The sequence below is a fragment of the Niallia oryzisoli genome, from assembly GCF_036670025.1.
Lineage (GTDB): Bacteria > Bacillota > Bacilli > Bacillales > Cytobacillaceae > Bacillus_BD > Bacillus_BD oryzisoli.
Genome location: NZ_CP137640.1, coordinates 2832454 through 2859119, shown reverse-complemented (window position 1 = coordinate 2859119; position 26666 = coordinate 2832454). Strand labels below are relative to the sequence as shown.

The following is a 26666-nucleotide window of genomic DNA, read 5'->3' as shown; positions in this document are numbered from 1 at the left end:
CAGCTATAATTTACGTCAATACACCTGTAAATTGACTATTTTTCTGACGCTAAAACGGTTCATGTACATGTTGTTTATAAAAAAGAATGAATTAAAAATACAATAGCTAAAGCAACACCAGACCGTAAATGCCACTTCCGGTCCATCCTTTGATATCGAAATAGTCCTGATATAGGAACTGGAAGCAGGACTATCAAGGAAAGCAATCCACTTATATTACTAAAATCAAATTTGAAGCCGTACATAAAGACAGCTACTGTATGCAAGATAATAAAAGCAATGGCGAGAATTGCTACTGGAGTATGCCATCTTCTGGCAAAGCGCAGTAAAGTGGACAACCATTTTTTCACCTTACTTTGACCTTTTAAAGCACGTAGCTTAATAACACGAAGAAGCACATAATAAGCAAGTACAAAAAATAATGCAATTCTTGCATTAGAGCCAAAACCTTTAAATGTATGTTCGAATTGCCTGCTGTGCAGAGTGGTTAATGAAAGCTGTAATAGTCCCTTAAATTCCCAAAGCATCATCGAAGCAGCAATAATAATCGCCAAAATTACCCATATACGTTCCTTTTTAGGAATCAATCCTTGTTTTTGGACATTGATTTCCCGTGTTTTCATTGGTTTGTTCTCCTATAAATTGAGTAGTGTACGCATTTCTTCTGCATTTTTAAATTTAAAAACAACTTTTAGATTCTAGATTGGTCATTGTCACCGAATCCTATTCTTTCGGAAAACAAACACTTAAAGCTAAAATAACCTTTTCTAAATTAATTAATTTTTAATTGTAAATTAATTTATAGACATAGAGACTCTGATAATTTCGGCTACAAAGTGAAAAAAATGGAACAATATGTACATTGTTGTATTTTGCAGAGAAAAAGTACACATGGTTGCAATTGCAAATGCAGAGTATTGCAACTTGACATGGAGCCTCTATGGGCATGCTCCTTTAGCCAAGAAACCAGTAGCCATAAGGCTTGGCTGTGCCACGAAGGCTAGCATGCCCACCTCTCCATGTAAAGTTGCAGCGTAATATTTTCTTTGCAAATCTCTGCACTTTTATTTTGCAAAACACAATTGTTCCATTTTTAAAGTATCTTCTAGAATTATTCAACAGAAAGGAAGCCCTATCCAATAAATGAATAGGGCTTTTGTGTAACAATCATGAAACACAATCAGTAATAGTACAAATGGTAGACATAGTATATCACACTGTAGTAATAATTCCTAATTTACCTTTTTTTGGTTGTTTTTTTCAAAACCTATATAAAAGCAAACGCATCATATTTCTAAAATTTGGTATCATGTATAAAGCAGAATATAGTAAGCGAGTTTTTAGTGGAAGTTTATGAACATATGTTGATTTAAAAATAGACAAGGCAGCTATTTTTCTTAGTTTGTCATTTAATTGGTCGACGGAATTATGATCATCCACTGTCCATTTGTGTACAGCTCCTGTTGTTTCTTTTAGGTGATCTTTTCCGGAATTTACTGCAAAGGAATTCATTACATCAAAGGCGATCTCCCCTTGGGGAAAATAGTTTGTTAGCCGCTTAAGCAGCTCTTTTACTTCGTCTTCATTAAGATATTCCAACAAACCTTCGGCAATAATCATTGTTGGTTGGTTCTGCGGAATTTGCTCCAGCCAGTTCAGTTCAAGAACAGAAGACGAGATCATTTGGTAGCCTTTTTGATTTTAAAAAAAGGATTTACGTAATTGGATAACCTCGGGGAAATCCACATCAAACCAATTTACCGTGGAAGGCGGATTGATTCTTGCAATTCTTGTATCTAGACCGCAGCCAAGATTCAGTACTGTTGCGTTAGGATATTTTTTTATAAACTCCTGCAGCCATGTATCCAATTGCTTTGCCCTTATAACCATGATTTCGTTCCCAAAATGATTTACCTTTTCAAAATCGTAGTCAATCAGGTGAAGAATCTCTAAAGCTTTTTTATCATGAAGAATGGAGTGTTTAGAGCGACTATCAATGGCCTTTGCTTGTAAAGTAATCAGTAGAGTTTCCTTTTCTTCTGTTAAATGAATGTTTTGGTTCTTAGTTAAATCCATGATCATCTCTCCTGTCAAATAGCATCGGCAAAACTTTATATCTCCATTTTTTTCAATAGTATATTTACCTTGGAAGGCTTTACTCAAAAAGATTACGAGTCTCTGAAAAACTCTATTTAAAAGAATTTAATCATTGGAAAGATCGTCAATCGCTTGAACAGCTAATTCCAATGCTTTCATTCTTCTTTCTAAAAGCGTTCTCTGAGGACTGCCTTCCTTTGACTTAGCATAAATGTTCTCAATGGATGGGAATAAGCCTATAAGAACCTTGCGAGCTTCTGCTAAATTCTCCTTAGTGTATGGATGGGGTTTTTGATTCCAAGTGTTTTCCAGCATAGCTAACCCGATGTTTAAAGCTTTGAGTCGCTTCTTTATTAAGGTGGTATTTGCACCTTTTTGAGTCATTTGAGCCAAGGCCTTTTCGGATTTTCTGATGGACGATTGGAAGGATTTGATTGATTCCAGTTTATTTACATTTGATACGTTTTCCATGTTAGTGCAGTCCTCTCCTCTCTTCACCTTTTAATTATTTTGATTGATCCTTGATAAACCTACCGTGACTAAAGTCAAAAGTTTTAGGGTTAATTCTAACGCACATTGACCACTTGAGGCTTGGAACACAAAGCCACTATCCCGTTGACAAAAGCCGTTGGGATTACTTTTCGCAGTATGTTTGCTGCCTCCGTTTGTATCAGCATTTATGCGGATTTGATTTTTAGATTGATATATCCCTCTGCTTACTCTCTTTCCGCTGAATATGTGTTGTTCTTTATTCCCCGATTGGTAAGCTGGAATAGGATCTTCATCTAGAAAGCTTGCCTTCGATGTATAACTTTCTTCCGTGATTATGACTGTCTTTCCTTCCGACTTTGCTTTGTACGTAATCAGTTCAATTAATAGGAAATGAGGAATTTGAACAAAGCTTTGATTATTTTTCTGGTTTTCTTGGCTTATTGCAAAGAATAAATACGCAATGGATTGTTCTTCTAGATAGCGCAGTCTTTTCTCATTTTATAAACTCCCATAAATCACCATTCAAAATATGAATTATCACCTATTATTGAAAAAATCTTAATGTTATTATGCAATAATGAGGTGATAATAAATGAACACACAACGTTGGATGAGTAGTCAGTTTTTTAGTTTTTTTATGACTTGGGGCATTTTTCTCCCGTATTGGACCGGATGGATGATTCATACAAAAGGGATTACCGTTTCACAAGCTAGTTTGATAATGAGCCTAGGATTGGTTGTAAGAGGTCTCTCTACTTTGGTTGCATTTCCTTATTTCTCGGAAAAATTTAGTAGTAAAACATTATTAAATGTAATGGCCATTGGTACATTCGTCAGCCTTTTGAGTTATATCCCGGCTACTTCCTTTACTGGCTTACTTTTGGCTACTTTGCTTTTACATTTCTTTTATCCAGCATTAATGCCAGCTTTAGATAGTGTAGCAGGTACACTTGTACAACATAAACAATTAATGGATTACGGCAAGAGCCGTTCATATGGTTCGATTGGATTTGTTGTGGCTGGCATGATCTTAACCTTGTTTACAGGGGCGTGGGGTGATGAAGTAATCTTATGGGCCATGTTAATTGGGGCACTGGTATTCCTATTTCTAGGTTTTATGCATTCACCGGTTATTTTATCGGAAAAACCGAAAATGGATATAAATAATAAACACGGAATGATGAGTTTATTCCGTATACAATACTTTGGGTTAGTGCTTGTTATCGTGATTTTATTACAGGCAGCACACGCCTCGTATTACAGCTATGGCTATATCTTTTTACAGGAAATCCATGCACCAAAGTATTTAATTGGACTAATTATTAACATAGCTGTATTCGCAGAGATCATTTTCTTTTCCATTGCCGACAAGCACTTTCAGCGGTTTTCAGTTGGCTCCTTGTTGGCACTGGCGGCACTAGGTTCAACCATACGATGGTTACTAGTATTTTCCTTTCCCAATGTGATTGTATTCTGTATTTCACAAACCTTGCATGCTTGCTCATTTGCAATGGGGCATTATGCCTTTATGAAATACTTGGTCAAAAACATTACACCTGCGCAGATTCCGAAAGCACAAGGCATGTATTCAGCGCTTGCACTTAGTTGGAGTACGGCAATATTCACATTTTTTGGTGGCTATTTATACGAAATCGAGCCAAGATATGCCTTTATCGGGATGATTATTTGTACCATACCATCCATGGTGCTTGCACTTATCTATCGAAAAGTGGAAGTTAAAAAGGAAGGATTAATTACCATTTAAACTCTTATCTAAAACTTCAAAAACACAAGATCATACTGGATTAACTGCTTTAGAAAAACCTCACTTACTTGTAACATGGATCACTGAGGTTAAAATGGATTTTGTATAACATTAATGTATCCAATGCTGACCGAAAACAATTGTGATTAGGGTGATAGGCTACAGAAACGACAAATGAATTGTATCGTATAGCACAATTGTATTTGACAATCAAAAATTTTGTTTATGGAAGTATGTTTTTTGTATATAAATAATGCTTTATATCCGAGTTATGTATAAAATCCTGTATATAAAGCCTTTTATTAAATATACTCTTATTTTATTAAAGCGCCCGATTGAAGAAAAGTGAGTTCAGCAATGATTCTTGTTTTTGACCATACAGATTGTTGTTGAATTATAAAGGCTTTGACATATATACACGGTTGAAGCCATCTTCTATCCGGTTATCTACTTTAATAAACCCGAACTTAGGGTAATATTTAAGATTTTCAGTCATTAACTCGTTAGTATATAAGCAAACCTTTTTTAAATTCGCTTTCCTAGCGGACTCAATTCCGAATTCAATTAATTCACGTCCAATTCCTTGCCCTTGGAAACTCGGATGGACAGCCACATTCTCTATTAACAAGTAATTTGTCTTCGGTATTAACACAATAAGGCCTTTTAATTCTTCCCTGTCTACAGCTACATGGATAAGACCTTTCAAAATAGGTTCAGTATAATCAGTTACCATAGGAGCAGGTTTTTTTCCCATTCTCTCAATGTACATGCCATAAGCCGCATCCATACACTCAGAAATAGCTTGCTTATGGATACTTTTAGCGACTTGAATATTCACAAATAATCTACCTCCATGATTAAATGATCGAAAATACCTTTATAAAATAATAAGAAAAAAATAGTGACTAACACCACAGAAAGACAAATTTGAAAAAGTTTCTTTTTCCGATTCCTGATACAAATTTCGATAAACAGGAAAAAAACACCTTTAAAAAGATGTTTTTTTTATTTCCTCTAATTTAATTTTCGCCTCCATTTCGCCATCTTTTTTATGCGTCTGAACTGCAGCAAGTTTTGAATCTAACTCGCTTATAGAAACCATTCCCCTTGAGCAATTTTTTCAACTTTTCCTCCTACATATACTGTGATTTCCCCGTTTTCATCACTTGCCTTTAAAAACAATAAAGATGGTCTCTTCATTTCATATCCTTGTTCTACACGAATATTTACTTCACTTTTTCCATAATATTGATATTTAACTAAGTAAGAAACCAAACATCCATTAGCACTTCCAGTAGCTGCATCTTCTGGAATACCAAAATAATCTGCAAAATCACGAACGTTTAAATCATTATCAGAATTATATGTTTCAGGAGAAAAAACCATTATTGCTTTTGCATCGGTATTCTCAATTAACTCAAAGTATTTTTCTTTATTTATTCTAACTTTTTTAACTGCCTCTAAAGATTTTAAAGGGACAATAATCACAGGAAGTCCTGTTGAAACCTCTTGGATAGGAAATCTATCATCTAAATATTCTTTATCAATATTTAAAACATCAGAAACCTTATTTGTATCTAAAATACGACCAAATGTGGGTTTATTTTGTTCCATCCAAAGTATATGTTCTTGTTTATCGAACGATACGGGAATCTGTCCAGCTTTAAAATTTAAAATAAGCGATTCAATTGGTTCCCCTAATATTTCATTTTGAATGATATATGCAGTTCCTAAAGTCGGGTGTCCAGCAAAAGGAACCTCTTCATTAGGTGTAAAAATACGAACATCATAACCATTATCTTTTTTTGAATCCGATAAAATAAAAGTAGTCTCTGAATAATTAATCTCCTTGGCTATTTGTTGCATTTTACTACCCGAAATGTTTTCAGCATTCTTAAACACAGCAAGTTGGTTTCCTGTATATTTACCTTGTGAAAAAACATCTACAATTGAATAATTTATTTTCCCCATAAATTCTATCCCCTCCACAGTATTTTACTACTTTAATGTTTATGAAATAATTTTACCATTAATTTGAATCCTTGCTCCACTAACCTATCAGTTGCTTCAATAAGAAAAGAAGAAAAGCGATCCTTCGTTATTGAAGCATCGCACCTTTTTAACTTAACAACTCATAATCTAACACATGCTCTATGTTCTTTGCTCTACTTAAGCTTTTCCTATTCCCTTACAAGTATCACATTCATGGACATGAACCGATTCAAAACCTGAAGAAAAAAATCCCCTTCCTGAGCAGTCGGGACATATTCCCCTTTGTACTTTTTTCTTTAGTATACCTATTTGTATTCTTCTTATATTAATCCCTTTTCAAAAAGTTCAATGACATTAGACATTAATTAATGAAAAGTAGATTAATACCTTTAGTGATGTCTTACCTTGCTTAATAAGCATATTTTCAATTCTTTTGTTGTAAAGTATGAGAATAAATAACAACCTGTTATCACGATAGCGCTGCCGATTCCTTGTATCCAGGTTATTTGTTCACCTAAGAATAGAAAAGCTAAAATGGCTGTAAATATCGGATTAAAATTTAGAAAAACTCCTGATGTCGTTGAACCTAATTTTTGAACACAAATATTCCAAAGTAACATACATACTACTGTTGAAATCACGCTTGCATAAGCAATAGCACCTAAGAAAGATGTGCTTATATTTGAAACAGTAAAATTAGTGACGCTCAAGGGCAGAAGAATAATCAGTCCAAATATAGCGGAGTACAAAGTAGACATCAAAGCTGAAGTTTTGGTCATGGCCCATTTGGTGCAAATCGTATATAGGCCCCATACACATACAGCAGCTATCATCCATAAATCTCCTGTATTAAAATTCAATGTAAGCAAGTAGTCTATTTTCCCTTTGGATAATACAAGAAGGACACCAAAAAGGGAAAAAATCATGGAAACAAATTGTAGTCTATTAATTTTTTCTTTCAGAAATACAAAGGAACAAACAGCGATTGAAATCATATTTAACGTAGAAATTAAACCAACATTTGTTGCGGTTGTCTGCTCTAATGCTAAAAATTGCAAAAGGTTAAATAGCACAACACCTGTTAATCCCATTAAAAACAAAGGAACTAGAGCATTTCGTGGTGGCAGAAGCTTTTTTTCCTTCCACCATACAAGCGGTACAAGGCAAACGACCGCAATCATCCACCTAAGAGTCGTCAGGATGACCGGTGAAGCATGTTCAACAAGAGATTTACTAACAACAAAATTTCCTGCCCAAAATAAACAGGTTAAAAGCAGCAAGACATAATATTTCATAGACATTTCTCCGATCCTTCCCCTACAAATATCACTGTTCTAAGTTCTATACCTATTAGCCTTATTCCAGTGATGTTAAACTTTCACTTTAAATCATTTTAACACCTCTATCCTAAAATAGTATTTAACTATATTTGCGAAATCATATTTATTTTCCATTATTATCTTTTGATGAAGAATATAAAGGAGTGGAAATCAGTGAAATCTAAAGTTTGTAAAATACTAGATGATTTGGATCTTCAAATCTTAGAGATTCTGCAAAAGTTTAGTTGAACAAGGATTGGTAAATGCGCCTTAACAATTATCGATAATTAATCAATCGTGAGTGTTTTTAGAAGGTATGGAGTAATTGTACTGTTAAATCCTATACAGCCCCCTATTTTAATCATAATAAAGTACAAAAGCGTTAGATCAAATAGCTAAATTTCACTTAAAACTTGACAGAGATTGCTATTTGTGTCTTGGAAGGTTGATATGAATGAGCATTACAAACCAACTGACACTATGTCGTTAGTCAATCAAATTCCTGAAATGCAAGTAAGATCGTCCGAGAAAGAATAGTTAAGGATCTAAATGGTTTTAAAATTCCTCCACCTTTAAGTGATATCAAGCCATTGATCTTAACGATTCATCACTTTCTCATACCATTCTTGCTGATTTTCCCTGACCTTTAAACCCCACAGTCTCCCATAAACAATGCTGTAAAAATATCCTTCAAATGTTGTATAGATCTTCCCTGTCCTATTCAAAAAGACTGTCCGTTTAAAGTCAGCAATAACCAATTCCATCGTATCATCTAGATGGGCCATCAGTTTCACTTTCTTGAAAGCCAAATGAATCTTTGACCAAAGTTTATGTATGTCACCTGGATGAAAAAAGGCTTGAGCCGCTTGGATAAAATCTTTGTTCACATACTCCGGTAAAAAGCTTGGATCGAATTGATGCCATTCAACCTGTTTTAGCTGAACATTTGATTTCACATATGTACTTGATTTTGTTTTTTGCTGTTCTTCTCTTGGTGTTAACTCGACATTTTGTTTAAGAACCTCTGCATTTTTACAACAATCTGTAGCTGAATCGCTATCTTCCTTCGAATCTAATCCCAACTCTCTAACCGAATCTTCAACCTCAGTCTCCTTTACGACAATACGGTTTTGTTTTTTATTCTCACAGAGTGAGCTTTGTTTATTCTCTGCTTTATTAGGAGTGACAGGACGAGTGACATCCTGGGGTGACACCGGAGTTATTATTGAATCAATCGTCTCAAATGGCTGAATCACAAACAGATTGACACCCTGTTTCCCGTTCATACGAGCAGTCGGGATTTTATTGATAAAAGAAAGCTCCTCTAATGTCTTCACAGCACGAATAACCGTCCTCCGGCTTAGCCCGACAGCTGCGGCCATTGTATCATACTTGGAAAATGACACCCCAATCACCTTAACTGAATAGTTCCATAGATAATGCAATACCTTGATTGCTCCATCTGATAAAGAGGACTTAAATTTATATAAAAATCCGCGAACCACCTGATCCATTTCCTCGACCGTAGCAAAAGATTGATAGTGTTTAATCGTTTCATGGTTCAGCTTATCCATGTGTTATTCCTCCTGAGGGGTTCATGTTGTTATTTTAAAAAGGAAGAAATTATACTGTTTCCCTTTCAAATTCCAATGTATAAGATTTGAACCGTCTTGTACAATTTACAAAAAATGCGATTTTCACCAAAAAACTATCATTTTCAGGGAAAATTGATATAATTTCCGGGAAAAATCATATCAATTTTCCCACAAAACGCTATTTTCTGACTGAATTTGAAAAAATGGTACAAATTTTTAATAAATAATAAAATTGTAGCAAATACTACTGTCCACGATACAGATCTCTTTCAACCGCCAAACCTATCCTGAACTGAGCCATCTCGTTTTTCATTGGAGAAGGACTTTTTTTCACTTAATTATCGATTAAACGATATGAAAAATTGCAATAAAAATTAATAGTAAAAATTCATATGAACTAAATAAGAGATTCCCGAAATACTATTTTCCACCTAATCGCTCCGGCAGGCTTTGAATCGATTGAACAACGCTATCCAGTTTCGCTTCAATTCGATAAAGCATAAACAGGGTAACAGCAATCGGAAAGCCGACCTCACTTATGAGGGGAATCAATTGTTCCACGATGGACACCTCGTTTCTTCATTTACATAGAAATAAGCTGTCTCCTGAACGAATGCAGCCCTTTGTTTTACAAAGATTACGATTCGAAAATAACTTACACAATCTCGTAATCTGTTACGCTATGTTCGACTAGACGTGCTTCTTTCACGCTCACAAAACTTTGATTGCCACCACCGAAAATGTCGGCTGCAATAATCAAATCCATCACCTGCTTCACAGCTGCTTTATCGACCGGCTCCTTCGGATAGTCAATCGTCAGCTTTGAGGTTTTCCCCAAACCAGTTGTAAAGTGCAATTCGAGTGTTTTTGCCATATCCCTCATCCTCCTCTATTAACGTCGTTCTTTCTTAGGCCATCACTTCATACATGCCATTCTTTTCAACTGTTGCAAGCGGATGGATCGAAAGGGATGCCAGTGCCTGCCCAATTTGGTAAAACTGATCAGCCGTAGCTGATTCCACCACACCGCTATACGTCTTCGTCTTAAAAATTGGTTTCCCGCCTTCGTCAATCCCAGTCTCATAAGTCAAACGCAGCTTCATCGACTTTATCAATGTCTGTGCCATCTTTATCATCCTCTCCTTTCATGTTCTTTATATAGAGAAAGAGGGTAAAAATGTCCCATGAATTTAAATTTTTTGATCGAAGAATAACCGGGGTTCTTAATTGAAGGTGCCCATGCACAACTCGAATAATCTTGTTTCATAGATGGAATCTGTCTAAGAAAATCCATGGGGCTTATTATTATGTGTGTGTCATCACGACAGACTTCCTTTAAAATACTTCTCTATGATGCCTATAATATGAAATTGGGTGAAACAATTGTGGTGGGATTATGGAGCGATACTGTTCTGTGATATGTGGATTCACTTCATTCTCTCATTTCACGGAGAAAACACTATAAATGAAAAATCTCTATAAAGAATAATCTCCACAGAGATTTTTCATTTAATGATTGGGACCGCAGAACCTCCCGGCGATTCCAACTATATATCCAATCTATAAATATCGACAAGACTTAAGGTGTCACTGTGACCGTTTACTGTGATCTGATCGTAAACGTCGATTATTAGGTTTACTATTTTTGCGATTCAACAAGTTAATAATCCCTTTATGAATCGTTTTTATTAAAAGAAATGCGGCAAAAAATAATAGAAAGCCCCATAAACCAATCACGGCATCGTCAAATTCCATTTCCCCTCGCCCTGTTATTCGTTGCTGAATCTCGATGGCAAATACGATGACCACCATGACTGTTAGAGTATAAACAAATGAAATCGCCGTAATACCATACTTTGAAAGATATTTAAAGAATACATGGGTGCAGCCAAATATACAGATTCCAATCATTCCCATAATCCAAAGGTGCAGACCTTTATCAGTTAAATCTAAGCCTGCAAACTCCATTAGATTCAGAATAATATCATGCATTGTGTTAATGATTTCTGCTATGATTAATATAATCTCTCTCATAAATCATTCCCCATTTTATCTTCTGTAGTTTGAATACATATTAATAGTAACAGAGTCAGTTAAAACATCAATCGCCCTCTTGGATAATTTAAACTCTATTATATTATCAATTTTGACAAACCTCGGGTTATCATTGACTGCCATATAAAAAGTCAGGTGAATGAATATAAGTGGTATGAGCAACTATAGTGCTATCATAAACACGTGCGACAAGGTACCTACCTTATATAGAACAGGTTGGCTGCCAATAGATATGCTTTTTAATTGTGCTAAAAAGTTGCTTAATATAAGTATGTACACAAGCCCTTTTGCGATGCGTAAGACGGCTATTGAATGATTTATGATTGTTTGGTTAGACAGTCATTTGTTTATTGATAACTAAAAGTTTCACAGTATATTTTTTTAGCCTTCTCAGTCAGATTTCAGAGTAACCTATGTTTGAACGAATGGCTCTAAATTTTTGAATAATTGACACAAAGAATTTGCAATAGTCATTTTGAATAGATCCAGTGTAATAGATGGTAAAATAAATATAATAGTTTTTAACATAAAATCCCCTCTTTCTTCTTAATATTTAAAATACGTATTAATATTTACGATTGAATTACGAATGCGTTTCAATATTCACATAATTTATCATTAAAAAATAATCCTATTTAAGAACCGCTGTGTCTTTTCTCTCGGCTTCATAAATTATGATTTAACAGGATCAGCAATTTTTTCCATTTCCTGCAGTAAAAAAGTATAATTGACTTTTTGTATTAATGATCCACATGTGTCAGCAACCATTTAGCAAAGAAATAAAAAATCAGAGTATTGGAAGATTCGAAATAAAAAAGCAATTCATTTGAAATTAAAAAATTTCTATGAAATAATACCAACATTCTACGAAATTCGACAAGGAGATAAACAATATGACAAAAGTTTTGGAAAAGAAACATACAAAAGACTTCTATTCAGCAATAAAGGAAAGACGTTCGTATTATTCAATCAGTAATGAACCTGTAATTTCTGATGAAAAAATCCAAGAGATTATCAATATGGCTGTATTACATAATCCTTCACCTATGAACTCTCAAAGTTCAAGAGTAGTTTTACTTTTGGGTAAAGTTCATTTCACACTATGGAATATGACTAAAGAAACGTTACGAAAACTTGTACCAGCAGAAAACTTTGAACCAACAGAAACTAAATTGAATAATTTTAGAAATGGATATGGAACTGTTTTATTCTTTGAAGATCAAGATGTTGTAAAAGCTCTTGAAGAAAGATTTGAATTATATAAAGATAACTTTCCAACATGGTCTCAACAAACATCTGGAATGCTTCAAAATACAATATGGACAGCTTTAGAAATTGAAGGTTTTGGTGCTTCATTACAACATTACAATCCATTGATTGATGATGAAGTGAAAGAATTATGGAATATCCCGAGTAATTGGAAACTCATTGCCCAAATGCCATTCGGTAAACCAACAGCACCTCCGAATGAAAAAGAATTTCAACCGATTGAAGAACGATTATTAGTTATTAAGTAATGAATTAAAAGGGAGACTCTAACTCTATTTGGAGTTTCCCTCTATAAAAGAATAGATGCTTAGATAAAACCAAAAAAGGTGGTCTTATGTTAAATTAGTTCTCTTGTTACTTTACAAGACTCTGAGTTTTCACTAACCAAAGAGTAACATCTTTATAGTAAATTGTTTAGCTTTTCTTCTAGATAATCTTCAAGCTGCTCATACTCCCAATGTGGAATAGTAAGCAATGGAATACCATTCTCCAAACAAAATTCTCTTTTAATAGCGTCTCTAATTTGTAAACTATGAAAAGCCTTCTCCCCTCCAAAGTAGTCAATTGGCTCGTAATGTTGCCTTACATGAAACTCAATTAAAGCTATAACTTTTTGTTCGTAAAAAATGGCGAAATCAAAAAAAGAGGGTTAATATGACGACATTCATCTATTTTGTATTGTCTAGTAAATTTGATTCCTTTCCGCTCCAAGAATTCGTAAATAGCTCTTTCACCCTTAGAATCCTTACAATGAGGACATCTTTTTCCTCTAAGAAAACTGACAGCCACAATAGGATATCCATGCCCACAAACCACATGTTTCATTTGGATATATTCGGAGGCACCTAGATAATCTCCAATAACTTCATACTCGGTTCCAACTAACTCAAGAACTTCTTGTTCGAACTGATCTGTTGTCTTCTTTATATTTTGAAAACACTGAGGACATCTATTCCCTCTAAGAAACATAACAGGTTTAACTGGATATTCATGTCCGCAAGCTACATGCTTCATCATAATTTTCTCATTAGATTGGATATATTCACCAATGACTTCGTATTCTAAACCTACTAATGAAAATACTTCTTCCATGAATAGTACTGTCGTTTTCAGGCAAGTTCCGAAACAATTCGGGCATCTCCGACCAAATAATAATTTAACAGGTGTGACGGAATATGTTGTTCCACATTTATGATGAATCATGGAGATGTGAGTATTAGGACTAATGTAATCTCCTAAAGGTGTATATTCATCACCCTCTGCCTCTTTTACTCTTTGTTTAAATTCACTAAAATTTAGTTTTATATTTCCCGCACATTTAGGACAACGACTTCCGTTTAGAAAATGGTATGGTCGTACTTTATAAGTATACCTGCAAACATTATGTACCACGCTTAAAGGAGTGTCACTATTAATTAATGTACGGTTCTAAAAAGGTATACTCTGTACCAAGCATCTTTTCTACCTTTTCAGAGTTACCGGATGTAAAATGACTTAAACAGTATATTTTGTTTTTTAAGAACTTCATTGACATGAAAGGTTCTATGTAGGTAGAGAAATCTCTACGGTGTTTGATGAATTTCAATATCTTCCCGGCATTTCACAACACCTAATATGTCATTCTAAACAACAGTTTACCGATTCAGCACCTTCTCCAACCACTCCTCTCGATACTCCCGTACCTTCAACCCCCGCAGCCTTCCATGGAAACACCGGGACGGATCTCGCATTTCATTGACAAGAGAGCCTCTATGTAGAGAAATCTATGCAGAGTTTTTATGAAACATCAGTATCTTCCCGGCGTTTCTCCTTTAATTTCAGAGGTGCCAGGTGCCAGGTGCCATCTAATATTTGATACTTATTCAGTTTTCATAGAACTTTTGACACTACCCCCAAGATTAATAATCTATTATTATGCTAAACTAGTGTTATGTTTTCTTCATGATTCTACATTATTTTCAGTTAGGAAACAGAAAAATATCGACCTTGTCCATAACACTGATTCAAACGTGTCAGGTCGTCAAGCGAGGAGGAAAATGATGAGGAAAGAGATTAGGAAGAGGAGAATACTGGCGATTACGTTTTCAGCTGTATTAGCTGGCAGTATTTTTTCACCGCTGAATGCTTCAGCTTTAGGCGGCTTTGATTTAGATTCAGCAGTGGTTCAAACTGCGATCAATGAGTATGAGGCAGTCCTTGCACCTGGCGTAACAGAAAAACATTATACATTCGAGGGGAAAGACGGAAAGAAGATTGAGAGTTTTGTCATCGAAGTTGACAGGCAAACGCCAAATCAGCCAAATCTATCCATTGAAGCAGGAACACCGAATGATGGCACGGCCTTTGGACTTCAGCCTGTTCAAAAACAGGCTGCTAGTGCAGATCGAGAGAATCGTAGAGTCGTAGCGGCTGTCAATGCGGACTTTTTTGATTTGGCCACCGGCGAACCCATTGGAATTGTCCATAAAAACGGACAAGCGTTAAAGACGGATAACAGCAGCACTCATTATTTCTTCGGCATCACAAAATCGGGTGAAGCGCTAATCGGAGGCAGCGAGGAATATGAAGGAATCAAGGATCAATTGCAGGAGGCGCTTGGCGGCAATGCGATTCTTGTAAAAAATAGTCAAGTGTATCAAACACCGAAAACCGGAGGAGATGTCGAACCTCGTACAGCCGTTGGGATTAAGGCAGACGGCGACGTTTTCTTTGCTATAATTGACGGAAGACAGGAGCCTTATTCAAGCGGGATTTCCATGCAGGAGTTAGCGCAGCTTATGATTGATTTGGGAGCTGTGACCGCTCTGAATCTTGATGGCGGTGGTTCTTCTACCTTTATCACACGTGAACTTGACGGTAATGGGCTGGAAGTTGATAATTCACCGTCTGACCGCTCGGAAAGAAACGTGGCAAACAGCTGGCTTATCGTGAACAAGGCACCATCTGACCATGTTTTCCATAATGCTTATATCGAGCCATATGATCAATCCTTTACTCCAGGTTCAACGATTCAATTCAGTGCGAAAGGCAGAGATCAATCCTATGCTTCTGCTCCCCTGCCAGTATCTGGTTTAACTTGGGCAGTGGAAGATCCATCCTTCGGTACGATTAATGAAAATGGAACCTTTGTCTCTAGTGGAAAAACTGGCCAGTTTCATGTTCTATTAAACTATCAAGGAACAGAGGTTGGAAGGTCGATTATTGAAATTGAAAATCCAGATCACATGTATTTCAGTTCACAGGAATTGACGATTGCAAGAAACAGCGAGAAGCCTCTGAATTTAACCACTCAGTTTCAAAAAAGAAATGTAAAGTGGAACCCTCAGGATATCGAATTTGACATTCCAGCAGGTCTAGGAACCATTGATGAAAACGGGGTTCTGCACACTGGCAGCCAAAGCGTTACAGGCACAATTACGGCCCGTTTGAAGGGAACAAACCTTACAGCACAAACGAAGGTATCTGTCGGGAAGCGCCCAGAGGTTCTTTTTGACTTCGAGGAATCGCTCGGCAGTTGGAAGACCTCTACAGCAAACCGCGGGGAAACAAGCAGTTTACATCTCGCCAGTGCTCCAGCACCTGTACAAAATGGCAGCCATGCTCTAGGGATTGATTTTGATTTTACACAAGCACAAAAAGGAGCGACTCTTGGCGTTTATGCCGGACCTGGTACATCGGTTCCAATTGATGGCGAACCAACAAGCATCGGGATGTGGGTTTATGCCACTCCGGAGGCACAAGGCTATTGGCTGCGAATGATGATTGTCGACGGAAATAATACAAATCAAACACTGAACCTAGCTTCGGCCATCAATTGGACAGGTTGGAAATATGTGAAGGCGGACATTCCCGCATCCTTTACCGGACCTTTCAAAATCCATGGCACGCAGGCCATCCGCTTAATGTCAACGAATTCAGGAACGGCTGGACCAATGACGAAAGGCAGCCTCTACGTGGATAATATTCGTGCAGTGTATGGGGAAGATGATGGTGGTAAAGAAGATGAGCCTGAACTTAGTGCGTTTACTGATGTAAATGAACGTTATGCTGAAGCGGTTAATTATTTACATAAGGCTGGAATCGTCAATGGATTCAGTCCAACTGAGTTTGGCACTTATCAGAATATTACACGAGGCGATACAGCTGTCATCATCGCTAGGTTAATGGGCTATGATACCGAAAATGCCCCAGATGCCGGATTTACTGATTTAAATCCTCGTGTAAAAGGAGCCGTAAATGCGCTCGCCGCTAGAGGAATTGTCTCAGGGGTGACAAGTGACCGCTTTGCACCGCAAGAACCGTTATCACGCGGTGCCGTGGCAAAAATACTTACACTCACATTTGATCTCACAGATCTAGCTGTCGAGACACCTTTTACTGATGTCAATGGCAGTGTATTTGAACCATACATCGAGGCACTGTACGGGGCAGAAATAACAGCAGGTAGAACAACAACATCCTATGGCACACACGAACCCATTATGCGCGGCGATTTCGCAAACCTTCTTTTTAAATCCTTTAATTATAGTATGGGAGGATTAAAGCCATAACAAATCGATAACGTTAAATTGGTTGATTCTAACACGATAAGTGTAAAAAAGGAGAGTCTGTCGCTATGATAGCTCTCCCTTTTTCTGTGGACAATAAGTGATAAAGGTTTAGCGGCAAATCAGATAAATGAAAGGTTTTTTCAAGACTTTATGAAGGATTATTTGGATGGTGCCTAGCACTCTATTTTTGATAGAGATAAATCAAAGATGAACGTTTTTGGAGGAAAATAAAAAAGACCATCTAAAGGTCTTAGTTTACCATGCTTATCGGTACTAATCGATTAAATGGTTCAATTCTTTAATCAAAATATCGTCCGCTTTTTTGTAGCCTTTTTCATCCAGCACTTTCTGAATATAATCATGGTTTATAAACGACTTCTGATCGGAATCTACAATCAATCGACTTTTTCTCTCATTGTTTCTTTTGTTAGGAAATCTTATAATGGTCAAGATAATCAGCCTCCTGTTTCTTATCTTGCCCATATCTTTATGAAAACCCATTTCTTTTTAGTACACTTTTGCTCTTCTATTGAATTTATTCACGACTTTTTTTAAATCTTTAACTAAAGGATCGTCTTGCCAACGGTAGCCATTTTTTTGAATTCCCGCTTCAACAAATTTGTTTATTCTATCCTTAACATTAGTATTATCATTAACTAACTCAGTTGGTTCAATTCTTACCAATATTAGCGAACAGTGCCTGGCACCGTTCGCAAGAAAAAGCCATCATTTCTAATAATGGTCTTATAATCCCTAAATTCTTCTTTTTAAAAAGTTTGCCTAACAAAAAAGCTGTTGTACTGTTAGATTTGTTTCATTCCAAATTTGTGATACAAATCATCCACCAACTTTTTATAGTAGCTGTCACTGACAAAGCCCTTTGCTCCTCGAAGAATTTCTGTTGCATAGTGTTCTGGTGGGGCTGTTTCCTTCACTTTATCAACAACTAAAAACGTTAATACATTCTTGTATGTTTTTTCATCAATCGTTACATCAATAAATGTCGGACGATAAATCTGATCATTCACACCCTCTCTTCGGTACAAATAGGTTAAGGTTTCACTGGAAATACGATAGACCTTCCCTTCCACCTGTTCATCCGACTCAATAAGATCAGCTCTACCGCCATCATGAGCTTTAAGGGTATACGCTACGGAAAAATTCTTCACTTTCCCACAACCTACTACTCTTTCAAACTGGTGTTTCACGCGATCTCGCTTAAACCGCTCATCATCCATGCATGACCCATAGGCAAAGTAAAGGAGTTCGTTTTGGTGTAAATGTTGGTGGCACTTCCAATCACCGAACGTAATTTCTTCTAATGCATAAATTGGAGAGGCATATACGTACACATACGCTTCTACTGCTCCAAAATCCGTATGAGCCATTTGGATTTTTCGTTCATATAGATTGTCCTGTCCTTCCCCTTTGTAATCTTCTAACGCATCTAGTTGCTCCAGCTGCTGAGCGTCTACTTCATATACTTCACCATACACTCTTTTCCTTGTACTTTTGGCCATTCCTGGATATCCATCACCTGTGTCATACAAGATTCCATTCGTCCAGCTTTGACTGCTAACGCACCTTGCCTCTTTTATCAAGTAATGATTTGATTCATGCTTCCGTAAGGTGCCGTAAACAAAAACGCGGTATATTTTTTCCATTCTTTTCATTCTCCTTTCAATTTTCTTATCGTGAGTATACTAAACTAAATGTAATACAGCTGTCACGAAATACATTTTGTCTCGTGGATTTGAAATACAAATTGTTGCCGCATATACTGAGTTTTTAATGTCATTAAACAAGCTACATTGAGCAGTAACATTTTTATGTAAAAAATCTAATGGTAATCAATGATAAAAAGCAACACCTGCTCATAAATAAGCAGGTGCTATATAAACAAATACGGGCTGGATTTTAGCTATGAGATTATCCCAGAAAGGTTAATGACATACATTTCTGTAGTATCATTATATTCTTAATGACAATAAGATACTTATTTACTTATATCAAACCAAGTTTCATCATCCCAACCTTGATTAAAAACTGCAAGAGGTTCATCATTTTCGTTAACCATGAAATAAGTCCAGCCTTCATATTCAGCTCCCTCATATAGGTCAGTACTTAGAGCTGGTTTTAGTCCTGCAATAAATGCAAATTGATCATATAAAACGCCATTTTTACTTACTGCATTAAATTTTGCGTGGTTCATGTCATACGGTTCTTTTTCCAACTCCCAAATTTTAATTCTAAATTTCGCTAATACATATTTCATACCTGGTTCTGGCGGATCATTAAACATATTTGCTTTTTTCACTATTTGCCAAGCTTCATCACCAGAAATAATCTCTTTTAATTCCATTTCATATTTTTGATGTCCGTCTAACCAATCATAGTTTTTTATATGAACTGTTTCACCAATGCCGGCTGGGTGGCTTCGAGAATTACCTGTATTTGTCGGCTCAGGTTCAACCGGTTCGGGATTTGTTTGTTGCGGCTCATTTGATAAACGTCTATATGATGGTTCTAGTGTGCGTGCCATAAACGCTGAAAATTGACCACGGGAAACAGATTGGTCCGGACGATATGTATTATCTGGATATCCACTTGCAATGCCATTAGTAGCCACATTTAGAATTGATTGATATGCTGACATATTTACTGAAACATCACTAAAATTAATGTTTGTTTGACCTGGAGTTAATGTGTATGCTCTATTTATGAATATAGCCATTTGTCCACGATTTACAGGCTCGTAGGGGCGATAGCTTTCATCTGGAAAACCATTAATTATGCCTCTCTCCGCTGCTGATGCAATATAACCTGAACCAGTTACATTGGATTTAACATCGGTAAATTGAGTGTCTCTTGCTTTACCATCCAAACCTAATGCACGCCCAATCATAATAGCTGCTTGTGCTCGTGTAACCGTATTATTCGCTCTAAAACTTCCATCTGGAAAACCAGAAATGATCCCCTTAGATGAAAGGTAATCTACTTCATCAGAAAATGTGTAGTCATTTGACACATCGGTAAAACTGTAAACTGCTAGTCCTGATATTGGAATAAACAGGTTAAGTATTAAAAGGATAACGACTATATTAATAGTTTTTTTCATTCTTACCCCTCCTTCAATTAAAAACTTAACAATACTGATTATATATTACGCGTAATCTTATTTTTACATCCATTTCATTACCTAAATTATTGTGATATTAAACTCTCCTTTATACTTCAAGGTCAAAACCTCCCTCATAGTAATTTTTCTTAGAAGGCTTTTGGTTGCAATAGGATTCGAATTTTGTTTTTGTAAACTTTTATTTTAATACTCCATTCTTTTTTTCTAATGAACTAAGTATTTTTCTATAAACAAAATAAATTATCAGACAAGTTTTCGAACTTGTGTGATAATTTATTTAAAGTTAGATAAAAATATAGGGTTGGTGATCCGTTTCAATAAAGAAATGAGAGGGGAAATGGAAATGAGAATTTTTGATGCGCATTTTCATATTATTGATTTTGATTTTCCAATTTTCGAAAACCAAGGGTATTTGCCACCCCACTTTGTTGTAGAAGATTATCAGAAGGAAACTGCTGATTTGAATGTATTAGGTGGAGCGATTGTATCTGGTTCATGGTTCATTCCAAGGATTTGACCAAGAATATTTATTAAATGCACTTAAACAAATGGGTACAACATTTTGTGGCGTAACACAATTGCCTTTTACTGTGACGGATGAAGAAATTATAAATTTAAATGATAAAGGGGGTGCGTTTTAATATAAAACGTGGTGGGTCAGAAGATTTATCAAAGCTCGATTACTTTGCACGAAGAATTTATGATTTAGTTGGATGGCATAGCGAACTTTATATTGATGCAAAAGAGTTACCCGAAATTGCATCGATTATTGAAAAATTACCTGCCGTCTCAATTGACCATTTAGGATTGTCAGAAGAAGGATTACCGCATTTATTAAAGTTAATTGAAAAAGGCATACACGTAAAAGCAACAGGTTTTGGGCGTGTGGACCTGAATGTCGAACATGCTTTAAAATCCATATATGAGACAAATCCTGATGAACTTGTGTTTGGTACAGATTTGCCATCTACAAGAGCAAAAAGACCTTTTGAGTATGCAGATATTGAATTAATTCAGAATCTATTTGATGGACAGGCTACCGATAAAATTTTGTACACGAATGCTTTAGACTAGTATTTTTATTAATCTTGCGTGTTTAAAGGATTTTATCTTATGTTTCACCAATAAATAGAATCTCTCAAAGAATTACATTATTTAATGATTAAAACAACAGATCCGCCAGACGTTTCATAGTATGCTGGATATGTATGTTAAAATAATCTGAGAATGTTTGAAGAATTGTACTAAACAGGTTAATTAATGAAGTAGTGGTTATGCGAGAGACTCTATCTCTCGTTTTTTTTCAGTGCTAATTACCCATCATTAAAACTAGAGTTATTAGAAAGGAAACTATCATGAAAGACGTTTTTACAATCGGAGAAGTATCAAGACTGTTTCAAATTAAAAGCAGTGCAATTCGTTATTATTGCGACATTGGCTTATTGACACCTACTTATGTAGACCCCGAGACAGGATATCGTTACTTTTCCACAGCGCATTTTGAACGGTTGAATACCATTAAATATTTACAGACAATTGGCCTATCTTTACAAGAAATACAAACCTTTGTTGACAATCGTGATCCGGTTTATTTAATGAAGCAGCTACAAGCCCAACGTGAAATTACACGTAAAAAAATTAAGCAGCTGCAAGAAATTGAGCAAAAAATAAATAATCGTCTAGAACAAATTGAAGATGCGCTTTCACAACAGAATATAGGTGTTATTCAGGAGCAATTCTTCCCATCGCGAGAAATCGCTGTGTTACGCCAAACCATTCCAAGTGGTTCGGATTTAGAAATCTTCATTCGAAAACTTGAGAATAGCTCGAAATTACAATCAGCGGTGTTTTTAGGGAAAATCGGTATGTCTATCTCAAAGCAAAAAATGGAGAAACATCAATTTGATTCGTATGATGCCATTTTTTTATTGGTGGAAAATGAGGCTGCAGAAGAATCTGTGCGAGAAGAAATACCAGAAGGACTCTATGTCACCTTGCGCTTTCAAGGTACACATGTTGATGCAAGTACGTATTATGAACAACTCTTACATTATCTAAAACAAAAACACTATGAAATAAAAGGCGACTCTGTTGAAGTGACATATATTGATTATGGTCTATCCCACAATACGAACGAATTTGTCACCGAAATCCAAATTCCTGTAACCTATTATTGACCTTCAAGTTACTTGAAGGTTTATGATTAGAGTACAAAGGAGGAGGGTGACAACATGATCGGCACAATTATAAATACAATCGCTATATTAATTGGCAGTGCGGTTGGAAGTTTTTTAAAGAAAGGGATAAAGGAAGAATACCAATCAGCCTTATTTACGGCAATGGGATTTTCAGCCGTTGCGCTCGGCATCAACGCTGTTGTGCAAAATATGCCAAAAAGTGAATATCCCGTATTATTTATCACCAGTTTGGCCATTGGTGGTTTAGTAGGTACAATTGTAGATATCGATGCTCAATTTCAAAAGCTTGTTAATCGATTTTCGCAATCTGATCTAAGCAAAGGTTTATCAACCGGGATTTTACTATTTTGTATTGGAACTTTATCGATTTTAGGGCCGGTAGAAAGTGCTTTGAATAATAATCATACCTATTTATTTACAAATGCCACATTAGATTTGGTAACATCAATGGCATTAGCAGCCACATATGGTTTCGGCATCGCATTTGCAGCTGTTGTGTTATTTATTTGGCAAACGTCGATTTACTTAAGCGCACAGTACATAGAGCCATTTTTAACGGATGCTTTAATGACCGAAGTATCAATTGTTGGTGGAATTTTAATTTTGAGTTCAGGCTTATCGATTTTAGGCATTATAGATAGTAAATCGTTAAATATGCTGCCTGCATTGTTTATTCCAGTACTTTGGTTTGTTGGGTTAGCTTTGTTTGCATAAAAGAAATATTATAAACCAGATTCTAACCATTGACAGTAAAAATGAAAATAAAAGGCTGTTCCAAAAGTCAGCAATCACTGACTTTTTGGGCAGTCCCTTTCATTCTGGCACTCGTTAATGAATCCCTTTTCGAAACATTATCATACTGTCAATATCGTACACCTTTTATCATTTTCATTTAATCCTTTTGGAAGGTTCCTGGCACCTTATCTTGAACAGTTCTTACGTTTTATTGTTCCCTGTAACCCTTACCATCACCTTTTCCCTTTCATTTCGAATGTACATATCATCAAGTTTGGACATCGTCTATGTTCCTCTTTTCATTTTTACCTTTTAGGAATCACTAATTCTTTTTCTCTAACAATAATTATATTGAACAAGATCCTCAAAAGTTGATTCTCCCACATTCCCTTACTCTCTGCTGAGGCTGCACCTGCAGTTTGGACAGATTCTCTAAATCCTTCTACTGTTTAGGCAATTTAACAGTCTGCCTCTATTCTTTATTCATATACAAAATTTAACATGCTGTTTTATATCAAATATTGTTTTCTTTCTGTCTCCTGAATAAATTCTTGAAGTTTTTTTGTTAAACCACCATGGCCAAATTTTAGATATTTTTGTTGATGATCCTTCGGGTTCTCTTCTGTAACAAATTCTAAAAAGGATAAAAGGTAAAGACGGCGATGGATTAGATTTTTGAAACCATTCTGATAAAACCAGCGATCAATCGTGTTATAGACACCTCTATTTATCTTAAATTGCTGCTGGCACCAAAGAAAAAAATCCAAATCTGGTAAATTAAGATTCTCGCTTTTTTCTTGATTTCTCGATTGTACTGGATTCTTAGATAAATCTAGGATGATTAGCTTTTCTTTGTTCATACAGAATACCCCTTAATATGTTGTTGTATTAACCTAAAAACGTGTCAACAAACAAAAAACAGAGACCTTTATTATTTGCTTAAATTTCAGTAATTTAAGCATGAATAAAAGTCTCTGGCAGTCCAGTCGACGCATTAAATTGGAAGTTTAGTACATAACACTTATCATTCCCATTGATAAAATCGGAATTTAATATTTATTATAGCAAGCCGAAACTCTAATGCAACAAACAATTTGCACTACTTTGACGTTTAAAATACTTTAAAACTAAAAATGTTCGATAATTATCATTCTAAACGAGAAAATGAACAAAATTGTATGATTGTTGACCACCTTAATTGAGAATTTTTCAAAAAACAAATAATTCCTATTGATTAAATTGGAATTTTATGATTATTATAATAAAAATGAAGAAAGTTTTTATTTAACATTTGTATTATGTTGATTTAAATGAACATTGGGTGCAAATCTGTACAGTTTCTAGTTCATTACTTTCCGGAGGAGGTAATATGGAGCAACTTCAGCAAAATACAGATCGCCGAATTCCACGGACCCGACAAATAATCTATGACACGTTTATTTCACTAATTTCAGAAAAAGGATTTACACAAATCTCGATAAAAGACATAACCAATCAAGCCAATATCAGCCGATCAACTTTTTATGCGCACTATCAAGACAAATATGATTTATTAGATAAAATCATTCAAGAAAAATTATCAGAATTGGGTAAATTGTTAACAGAATCTAAATCCAACTTCATGAAAGATCAGTCTGATCTGGAAGAACCCGACCCCTATTTTGTCACTTTCTTTGAACATCTAGCTATAAATAAAAATTTCTATCATACTATGTTCACTAAAATGGACTCCTCTGTATTCCATACCAAAATGTTTAAAACAATTCGAGAAAGCTTTTTCAACCGTATATCAAGTATGGAGATGGAACATAAACCAATCGTGGCATTAGATATATTTCTCGATTATAGCAGCTCATCTATTATGGGCATTACAAAAATATGGATGGAAAATAATATGATTTATTCTCCTCCTTTTATGGCTTTACAACTGACACGTTTGTCAATTATGGGCGTTTATAAAACGATGGGTAAAATGAACTCAAACAAATAAAATAACCCATTCGACATGAAAACATATAATGACTAAAAATGATAAAATTTCTTATTAACAATTCGCAGTGTTCTTATCGGTTTAATATAAAAAATGATTAATTTAGAGGGAAGGACAGGACTTTCCAGATGAAACAATGCAATTCCACCACTTTTTATATCGATCCCATTCGAGCAATTTCCTCCTTTCACGATATGAAGAGGTGTGTATTAAGTCAAATCACCCTCTTCTAATAAAAATTTTTATAATGAAGGGTGATTTAAAAGTGAATGAAAGGATCCAATTAGATGTAAACGATTATTTAGACTTATATCTTTTTGTCAAAAAAACAGGTGATACGATATGGCAGGAAGAAATTATTGCAAAGTTAAAAAATAAATCGAATGAAGAATCATTACAACACTCCATTGATATCGATACTTTGTGGAAGAAACTAAAAGAAATAAATGAGGAAATTGGTATCATTTATAAACAGCTTCAAAGTGATTATTCAAACACTGAATTGCAAGGAATGTTACTGAACCTCAAACAACAACGTATATTATTGCATCAACAGATTCATTATGCAAAAAGAAACCTTTTCTAAGGGGTATGTTCAAGTGTTGAAACATTGGGACTATCTTCACGTTTCAATTATAAGGATAAGATATTAAAAATAAATAATGATATTGTCTAAAATTGTTAATTTTGTAAATATTCAGTAAATTAACTTGCTTATTTTTACCAATCGTTATATAGTTATTTTGGATAAAAAAGAAAAAGCTGACTTGGCTACAAGAGGCGCATGAAATTCCTTTATTATAAGGATTTTTATGAGCCTCTTTTATTTTCCTTTTTTATTCAAAAAACTTTTAGGAGGAATTTGAAATGGAAAAAATGTGCATGACTATGATGATGGTATCTATGGAAAAAATGATTTGCGAAATGAATTGCATGAAAATGATGATGGATCAAATGCGCGAAATGAACATGGATATGGATATGAATCAATGCATGGCAAACATGCATAAATGCGATGAAATGATGACATCTATGATGAGCATGATGAACAATATGAGTGTAAAAGGATAATACATACAGTCGATTTTCTTAACAAAAAATCGGCTCTATGTCATAGATGGTAATCACAATAATACTGTAAATCTACATTTTCTAAGTTAGTAGTGGAAAAGGGGCACCTCGACTCAGGATCGAGGTGCCTTCGTCCCTATGTGAATAACTCTTGTCAATCCTCTTTCCTCTTCACATCCCCGGTCAGTTCCTAGGAAAAATCGGTTGCTAGATTCTGTCAAAGTGTCTCAAGAGGCCCTCTCTGATCATGCAAAGCAATACAATAATCATGATTCTTAAAACAATTCAAGAATTATAGGGAAAGCCAGGCATTTGGCATAGCAGATAATCCTTTGTTTTAACTCCCTCCCATTCAAGCATTGCATCAAACTTAAGAAGTGCCCGACCGATTATGCTTTA

At 35.4% G+C, this 26666-nt stretch carries 25 protein-coding genes and 2 pseudogenes; 9 read left to right on the top strand and 18 right to left on the bottom strand.

The genetic code is table 11. The annotated features are described in order from the left end of the window. Window positions 1-74: 74 nt before the first annotated feature. From R4Z09_RS14310 to R4Z09_RS14290, 5 genes and pseudogenes are all read right to left on the bottom strand, one after another. Entirely contained in the window at window positions 75-623 is a 549-nt protein-coding gene (locus R4Z09_RS14310) for a hypothetical protein (protein ID WP_338452930.1), read from the bottom strand. A 637-nt stretch (window positions 624-1260) separates the two neighbouring features. Continuing rightward, entirely contained in the window at window positions 1261-1683 is a 423-nt protein-coding gene (locus R4Z09_RS14305; RefSeq protein WP_338452929.1) for a hypothetical protein, read from the bottom strand. An 18-nt stretch (window positions 1684-1701) separates the two neighbouring features. Further along, window positions 1702-2076: a class I SAM-dependent methyltransferase gene (locus tag R4Z09_RS14300; protein ID WP_338452928.1), complete on the bottom strand. Its 375-nt coding sequence runs from the start codon at window positions 2074-2076 to the stop codon at window positions 1702-1704. 126 nt (window positions 2077-2202) lie between these two features. Beyond that, on the bottom strand, window positions 2203-2568 hold the full coding sequence (locus tag R4Z09_RS14295; protein ID WP_338452927.1) for a hypothetical protein: 366 nt from the start codon (window positions 2566-2568) through the stop codon (window positions 2203-2205). Window positions 2569-2663: 95 nt separating this feature from the next. Next, window positions 2664-3015: pseudogene (locus tag R4Z09_RS14290) on the bottom strand (zinc ribbon domain-containing protein); the annotation flags it as partial. Window positions 3016-3181: 166 nt separating this feature from the next. Between R4Z09_RS14290 and R4Z09_RS14285 the strand changes: the two are divergent. Further along, window positions 3182-4354, top strand: coding sequence for an MFS transporter (locus R4Z09_RS14285; RefSeq protein ID WP_338452926.1), 1173 nt, complete (start codon window positions 3182-3184; stop codon window positions 4352-4354). Window positions 4355-4748: 394 nt separating this feature from the next. Here R4Z09_RS14285 and R4Z09_RS14280 read toward each other — a convergent pair whose 3' ends face one another. From R4Z09_RS14280 to R4Z09_RS14245, 8 genes are all read right to left on the bottom strand, one after another. After that, a complete protein-coding gene (locus R4Z09_RS14280; protein WP_338452925.1) occupies window positions 4749-5192 on the bottom strand; it encodes a GNAT family N-acetyltransferase in 444 nt (147 codons plus the stop codon). A gap of 251 nt (window positions 5193-5443) precedes the next feature. After that, entirely contained in the window at window positions 5444-6325 is an 882-nt protein-coding gene (locus R4Z09_RS14275; RefSeq protein WP_338452924.1) for a PhzF family phenazine biosynthesis protein, read from the bottom strand. A 410-nt stretch (window positions 6326-6735) separates the two neighbouring features. Further along, entirely contained in the window at window positions 6736-7641 is a 906-nt protein-coding gene (locus R4Z09_RS14270; protein ID WP_422392277.1) for a DMT family transporter, read from the bottom strand. A gap of 620 nt (window positions 7642-8261) precedes the next feature. Next, entirely contained in the window at window positions 8262-9239 is a 978-nt protein-coding gene (locus R4Z09_RS14265; RefSeq protein WP_338452922.1) for a helix-turn-helix domain-containing protein, read from the bottom strand. A gap of 441 nt (window positions 9240-9680) precedes the next feature. Next, window positions 9681-9821: a YvrJ family protein gene (locus R4Z09_RS14260; RefSeq protein ID WP_338452921.1), complete on the bottom strand. Its 141-nt coding sequence runs from the start codon at window positions 9819-9821 to the stop codon at window positions 9681-9683. A 94-nt stretch (window positions 9822-9915) separates the two neighbouring features. Further along, a complete protein-coding gene (locus tag R4Z09_RS14255; RefSeq protein WP_338452920.1) occupies window positions 9916-10134 on the bottom strand; it encodes a DUF2922 domain-containing protein in 219 nt (72 codons plus the stop codon). 34 nt (window positions 10135-10168) lie between these two features. Further along, the gene (locus tag R4Z09_RS14250; protein ID WP_338452919.1) at window positions 10169-10387 is read right to left on the bottom strand and encodes a DUF1659 domain-containing protein; all 219 of its coding nucleotides are present in this window, start codon (window positions 10385-10387) and stop codon (window positions 10169-10171) included. Between the two features lie 460 nt (window positions 10388-10847). After that, the gene (locus tag R4Z09_RS14245) at window positions 10848-11294 is read right to left on the bottom strand and encodes a hypothetical protein (protein ID WP_338452918.1); all 447 of its coding nucleotides are present in this window, start codon (window positions 11292-11294) and stop codon (window positions 10848-10850) included. A gap of 914 nt (window positions 11295-12208) precedes the next feature. Here R4Z09_RS14245 and R4Z09_RS14240 point away from each other — a divergent pair. Further along, the gene (locus R4Z09_RS14240; protein WP_338452917.1) at window positions 12209-12832 is read left to right on the top strand and encodes a nitroreductase family protein; all 624 of its coding nucleotides are present in this window, start codon (window positions 12209-12211) and stop codon (window positions 12830-12832) included. A gap of 355 nt (window positions 12833-13187) precedes the next feature. On the opposite strand, the gene R4Z09_RS14235 is transcribed toward R4Z09_RS14240, so the two are convergent. Further along, window positions 13188-13676 (bottom strand): hypothetical protein, encoded by a 489-nt coding sequence (locus tag R4Z09_RS14235; protein ID WP_338452916.1) that lies wholly within the window; start codon window positions 13674-13676, stop codon window positions 13188-13190. A 947-nt stretch (window positions 13677-14623) separates the two neighbouring features. Between R4Z09_RS14235 and R4Z09_RS14230 the strand changes: the two genes are divergently transcribed. Further along, window positions 14624-17134, top strand: a complete 2511-nt coding sequence (locus R4Z09_RS14230) for a phosphodiester glycosidase family protein (RefSeq protein WP_338452915.1) — start codon at window positions 14624-14626, stop codon at window positions 17132-17134. A 273-nt stretch (window positions 17135-17407) separates the two neighbouring features. Here the strand turns inward: R4Z09_RS14230 and R4Z09_RS14225 are convergent, their stop codons facing one another. From R4Z09_RS14225 to R4Z09_RS14215, 3 genes are all read right to left on the bottom strand, one after another. Next, a complete protein-coding gene (locus tag R4Z09_RS14225; RefSeq protein WP_338452914.1) occupies window positions 17408-17584 on the bottom strand; it encodes a hypothetical protein in 177 nt (58 codons plus the stop codon). 353 nt (window positions 17585-17937) lie between these two features. Beyond that, window positions 17938-18798 carry a gamma-glutamylcyclotransferase gene (locus R4Z09_RS14220; RefSeq protein WP_338452913.1) on the bottom strand — a complete coding sequence of 287 codons (861 nt, stop codon included), beginning with the start codon at window positions 18796-18798 and terminating at the stop codon, window positions 17938-17940. A 332-nt stretch (window positions 18799-19130) separates the two neighbouring features. Beyond that, the gene (locus R4Z09_RS14215) at window positions 19131-20252 is read right to left on the bottom strand and encodes an S-layer homology domain-containing protein (protein WP_338452912.1); all 1122 of its coding nucleotides are present in this window, start codon (window positions 20250-20252) and stop codon (window positions 19131-19133) included. 364 nt (window positions 20253-20616) lie between these two features. On the opposite strand from R4Z09_RS14215, the pseudogene R4Z09_RS14210 reads away from it, so the two are divergent. The 3 genes and pseudogenes from R4Z09_RS14210 (at window position 20617) to R4Z09_RS14200 (ending at window position 23185) form a co-directional block, all read left to right on the top strand. Next, window positions 20617-21347, top strand: a pseudogene (locus tag R4Z09_RS14210) (amidohydrolase family protein). 281 nt (window positions 21348-21628) lie between these two features. Continuing rightward, complete coding sequence (locus R4Z09_RS14205) at window positions 21629-22450, top strand: MerR family transcriptional regulator (protein ID WP_338452911.1); 822 nt, start codon at window positions 21629-21631, stop codon at window positions 22448-22450. Window positions 22451-22504: 54 nt separating this feature from the next. Beyond that, the gene (locus R4Z09_RS14200) at window positions 22505-23185 is read left to right on the top strand and encodes a DUF554 domain-containing protein (protein WP_338452910.1); all 681 of its coding nucleotides are present in this window, start codon (window positions 22505-22507) and stop codon (window positions 23183-23185) included. Between the two features lie 530 nt (window positions 23186-23715). Here the strand turns inward: R4Z09_RS14200 and R4Z09_RS14195 are convergent. Further along, window positions 23716-24066, bottom strand: coding sequence for a hypothetical protein (locus tag R4Z09_RS14195; protein ID WP_338452909.1), 351 nt, complete (start codon window positions 24064-24066; stop codon window positions 23716-23718). Between the two features lie 509 nt (window positions 24067-24575). Between R4Z09_RS14195 and R4Z09_RS14190 the strand changes: the two genes are divergently transcribed. The 3 genes from R4Z09_RS14190 (at window position 24576) to R4Z09_RS14180 (ending at window position 26267) form a co-directional block, all read left to right on the top strand. Continuing rightward, window positions 24576-25196 carry a TetR/AcrR family transcriptional regulator gene (locus R4Z09_RS14190; RefSeq protein WP_338452908.1) on the top strand — a complete coding sequence of 207 codons (621 nt, stop codon included), beginning with the start codon at window positions 24576-24578 and terminating at the stop codon, window positions 25194-25196. A 265-nt stretch (window positions 25197-25461) separates the two neighbouring features. Next, window positions 25462-25782: a hypothetical protein gene (locus R4Z09_RS14185; RefSeq protein ID WP_338452907.1), complete on the top strand. Its 321-nt coding sequence runs from the start codon at window positions 25462-25464 to the stop codon at window positions 25780-25782. 281 nt (window positions 25783-26063) lie between these two features. After that, window positions 26064-26267, top strand: coding sequence for a hypothetical protein (locus R4Z09_RS14180; RefSeq protein ID WP_338452906.1), 204 nt, complete (start codon window positions 26064-26066; stop codon window positions 26265-26267). Window positions 26268-26666: the final 399 nt, after the last annotated feature.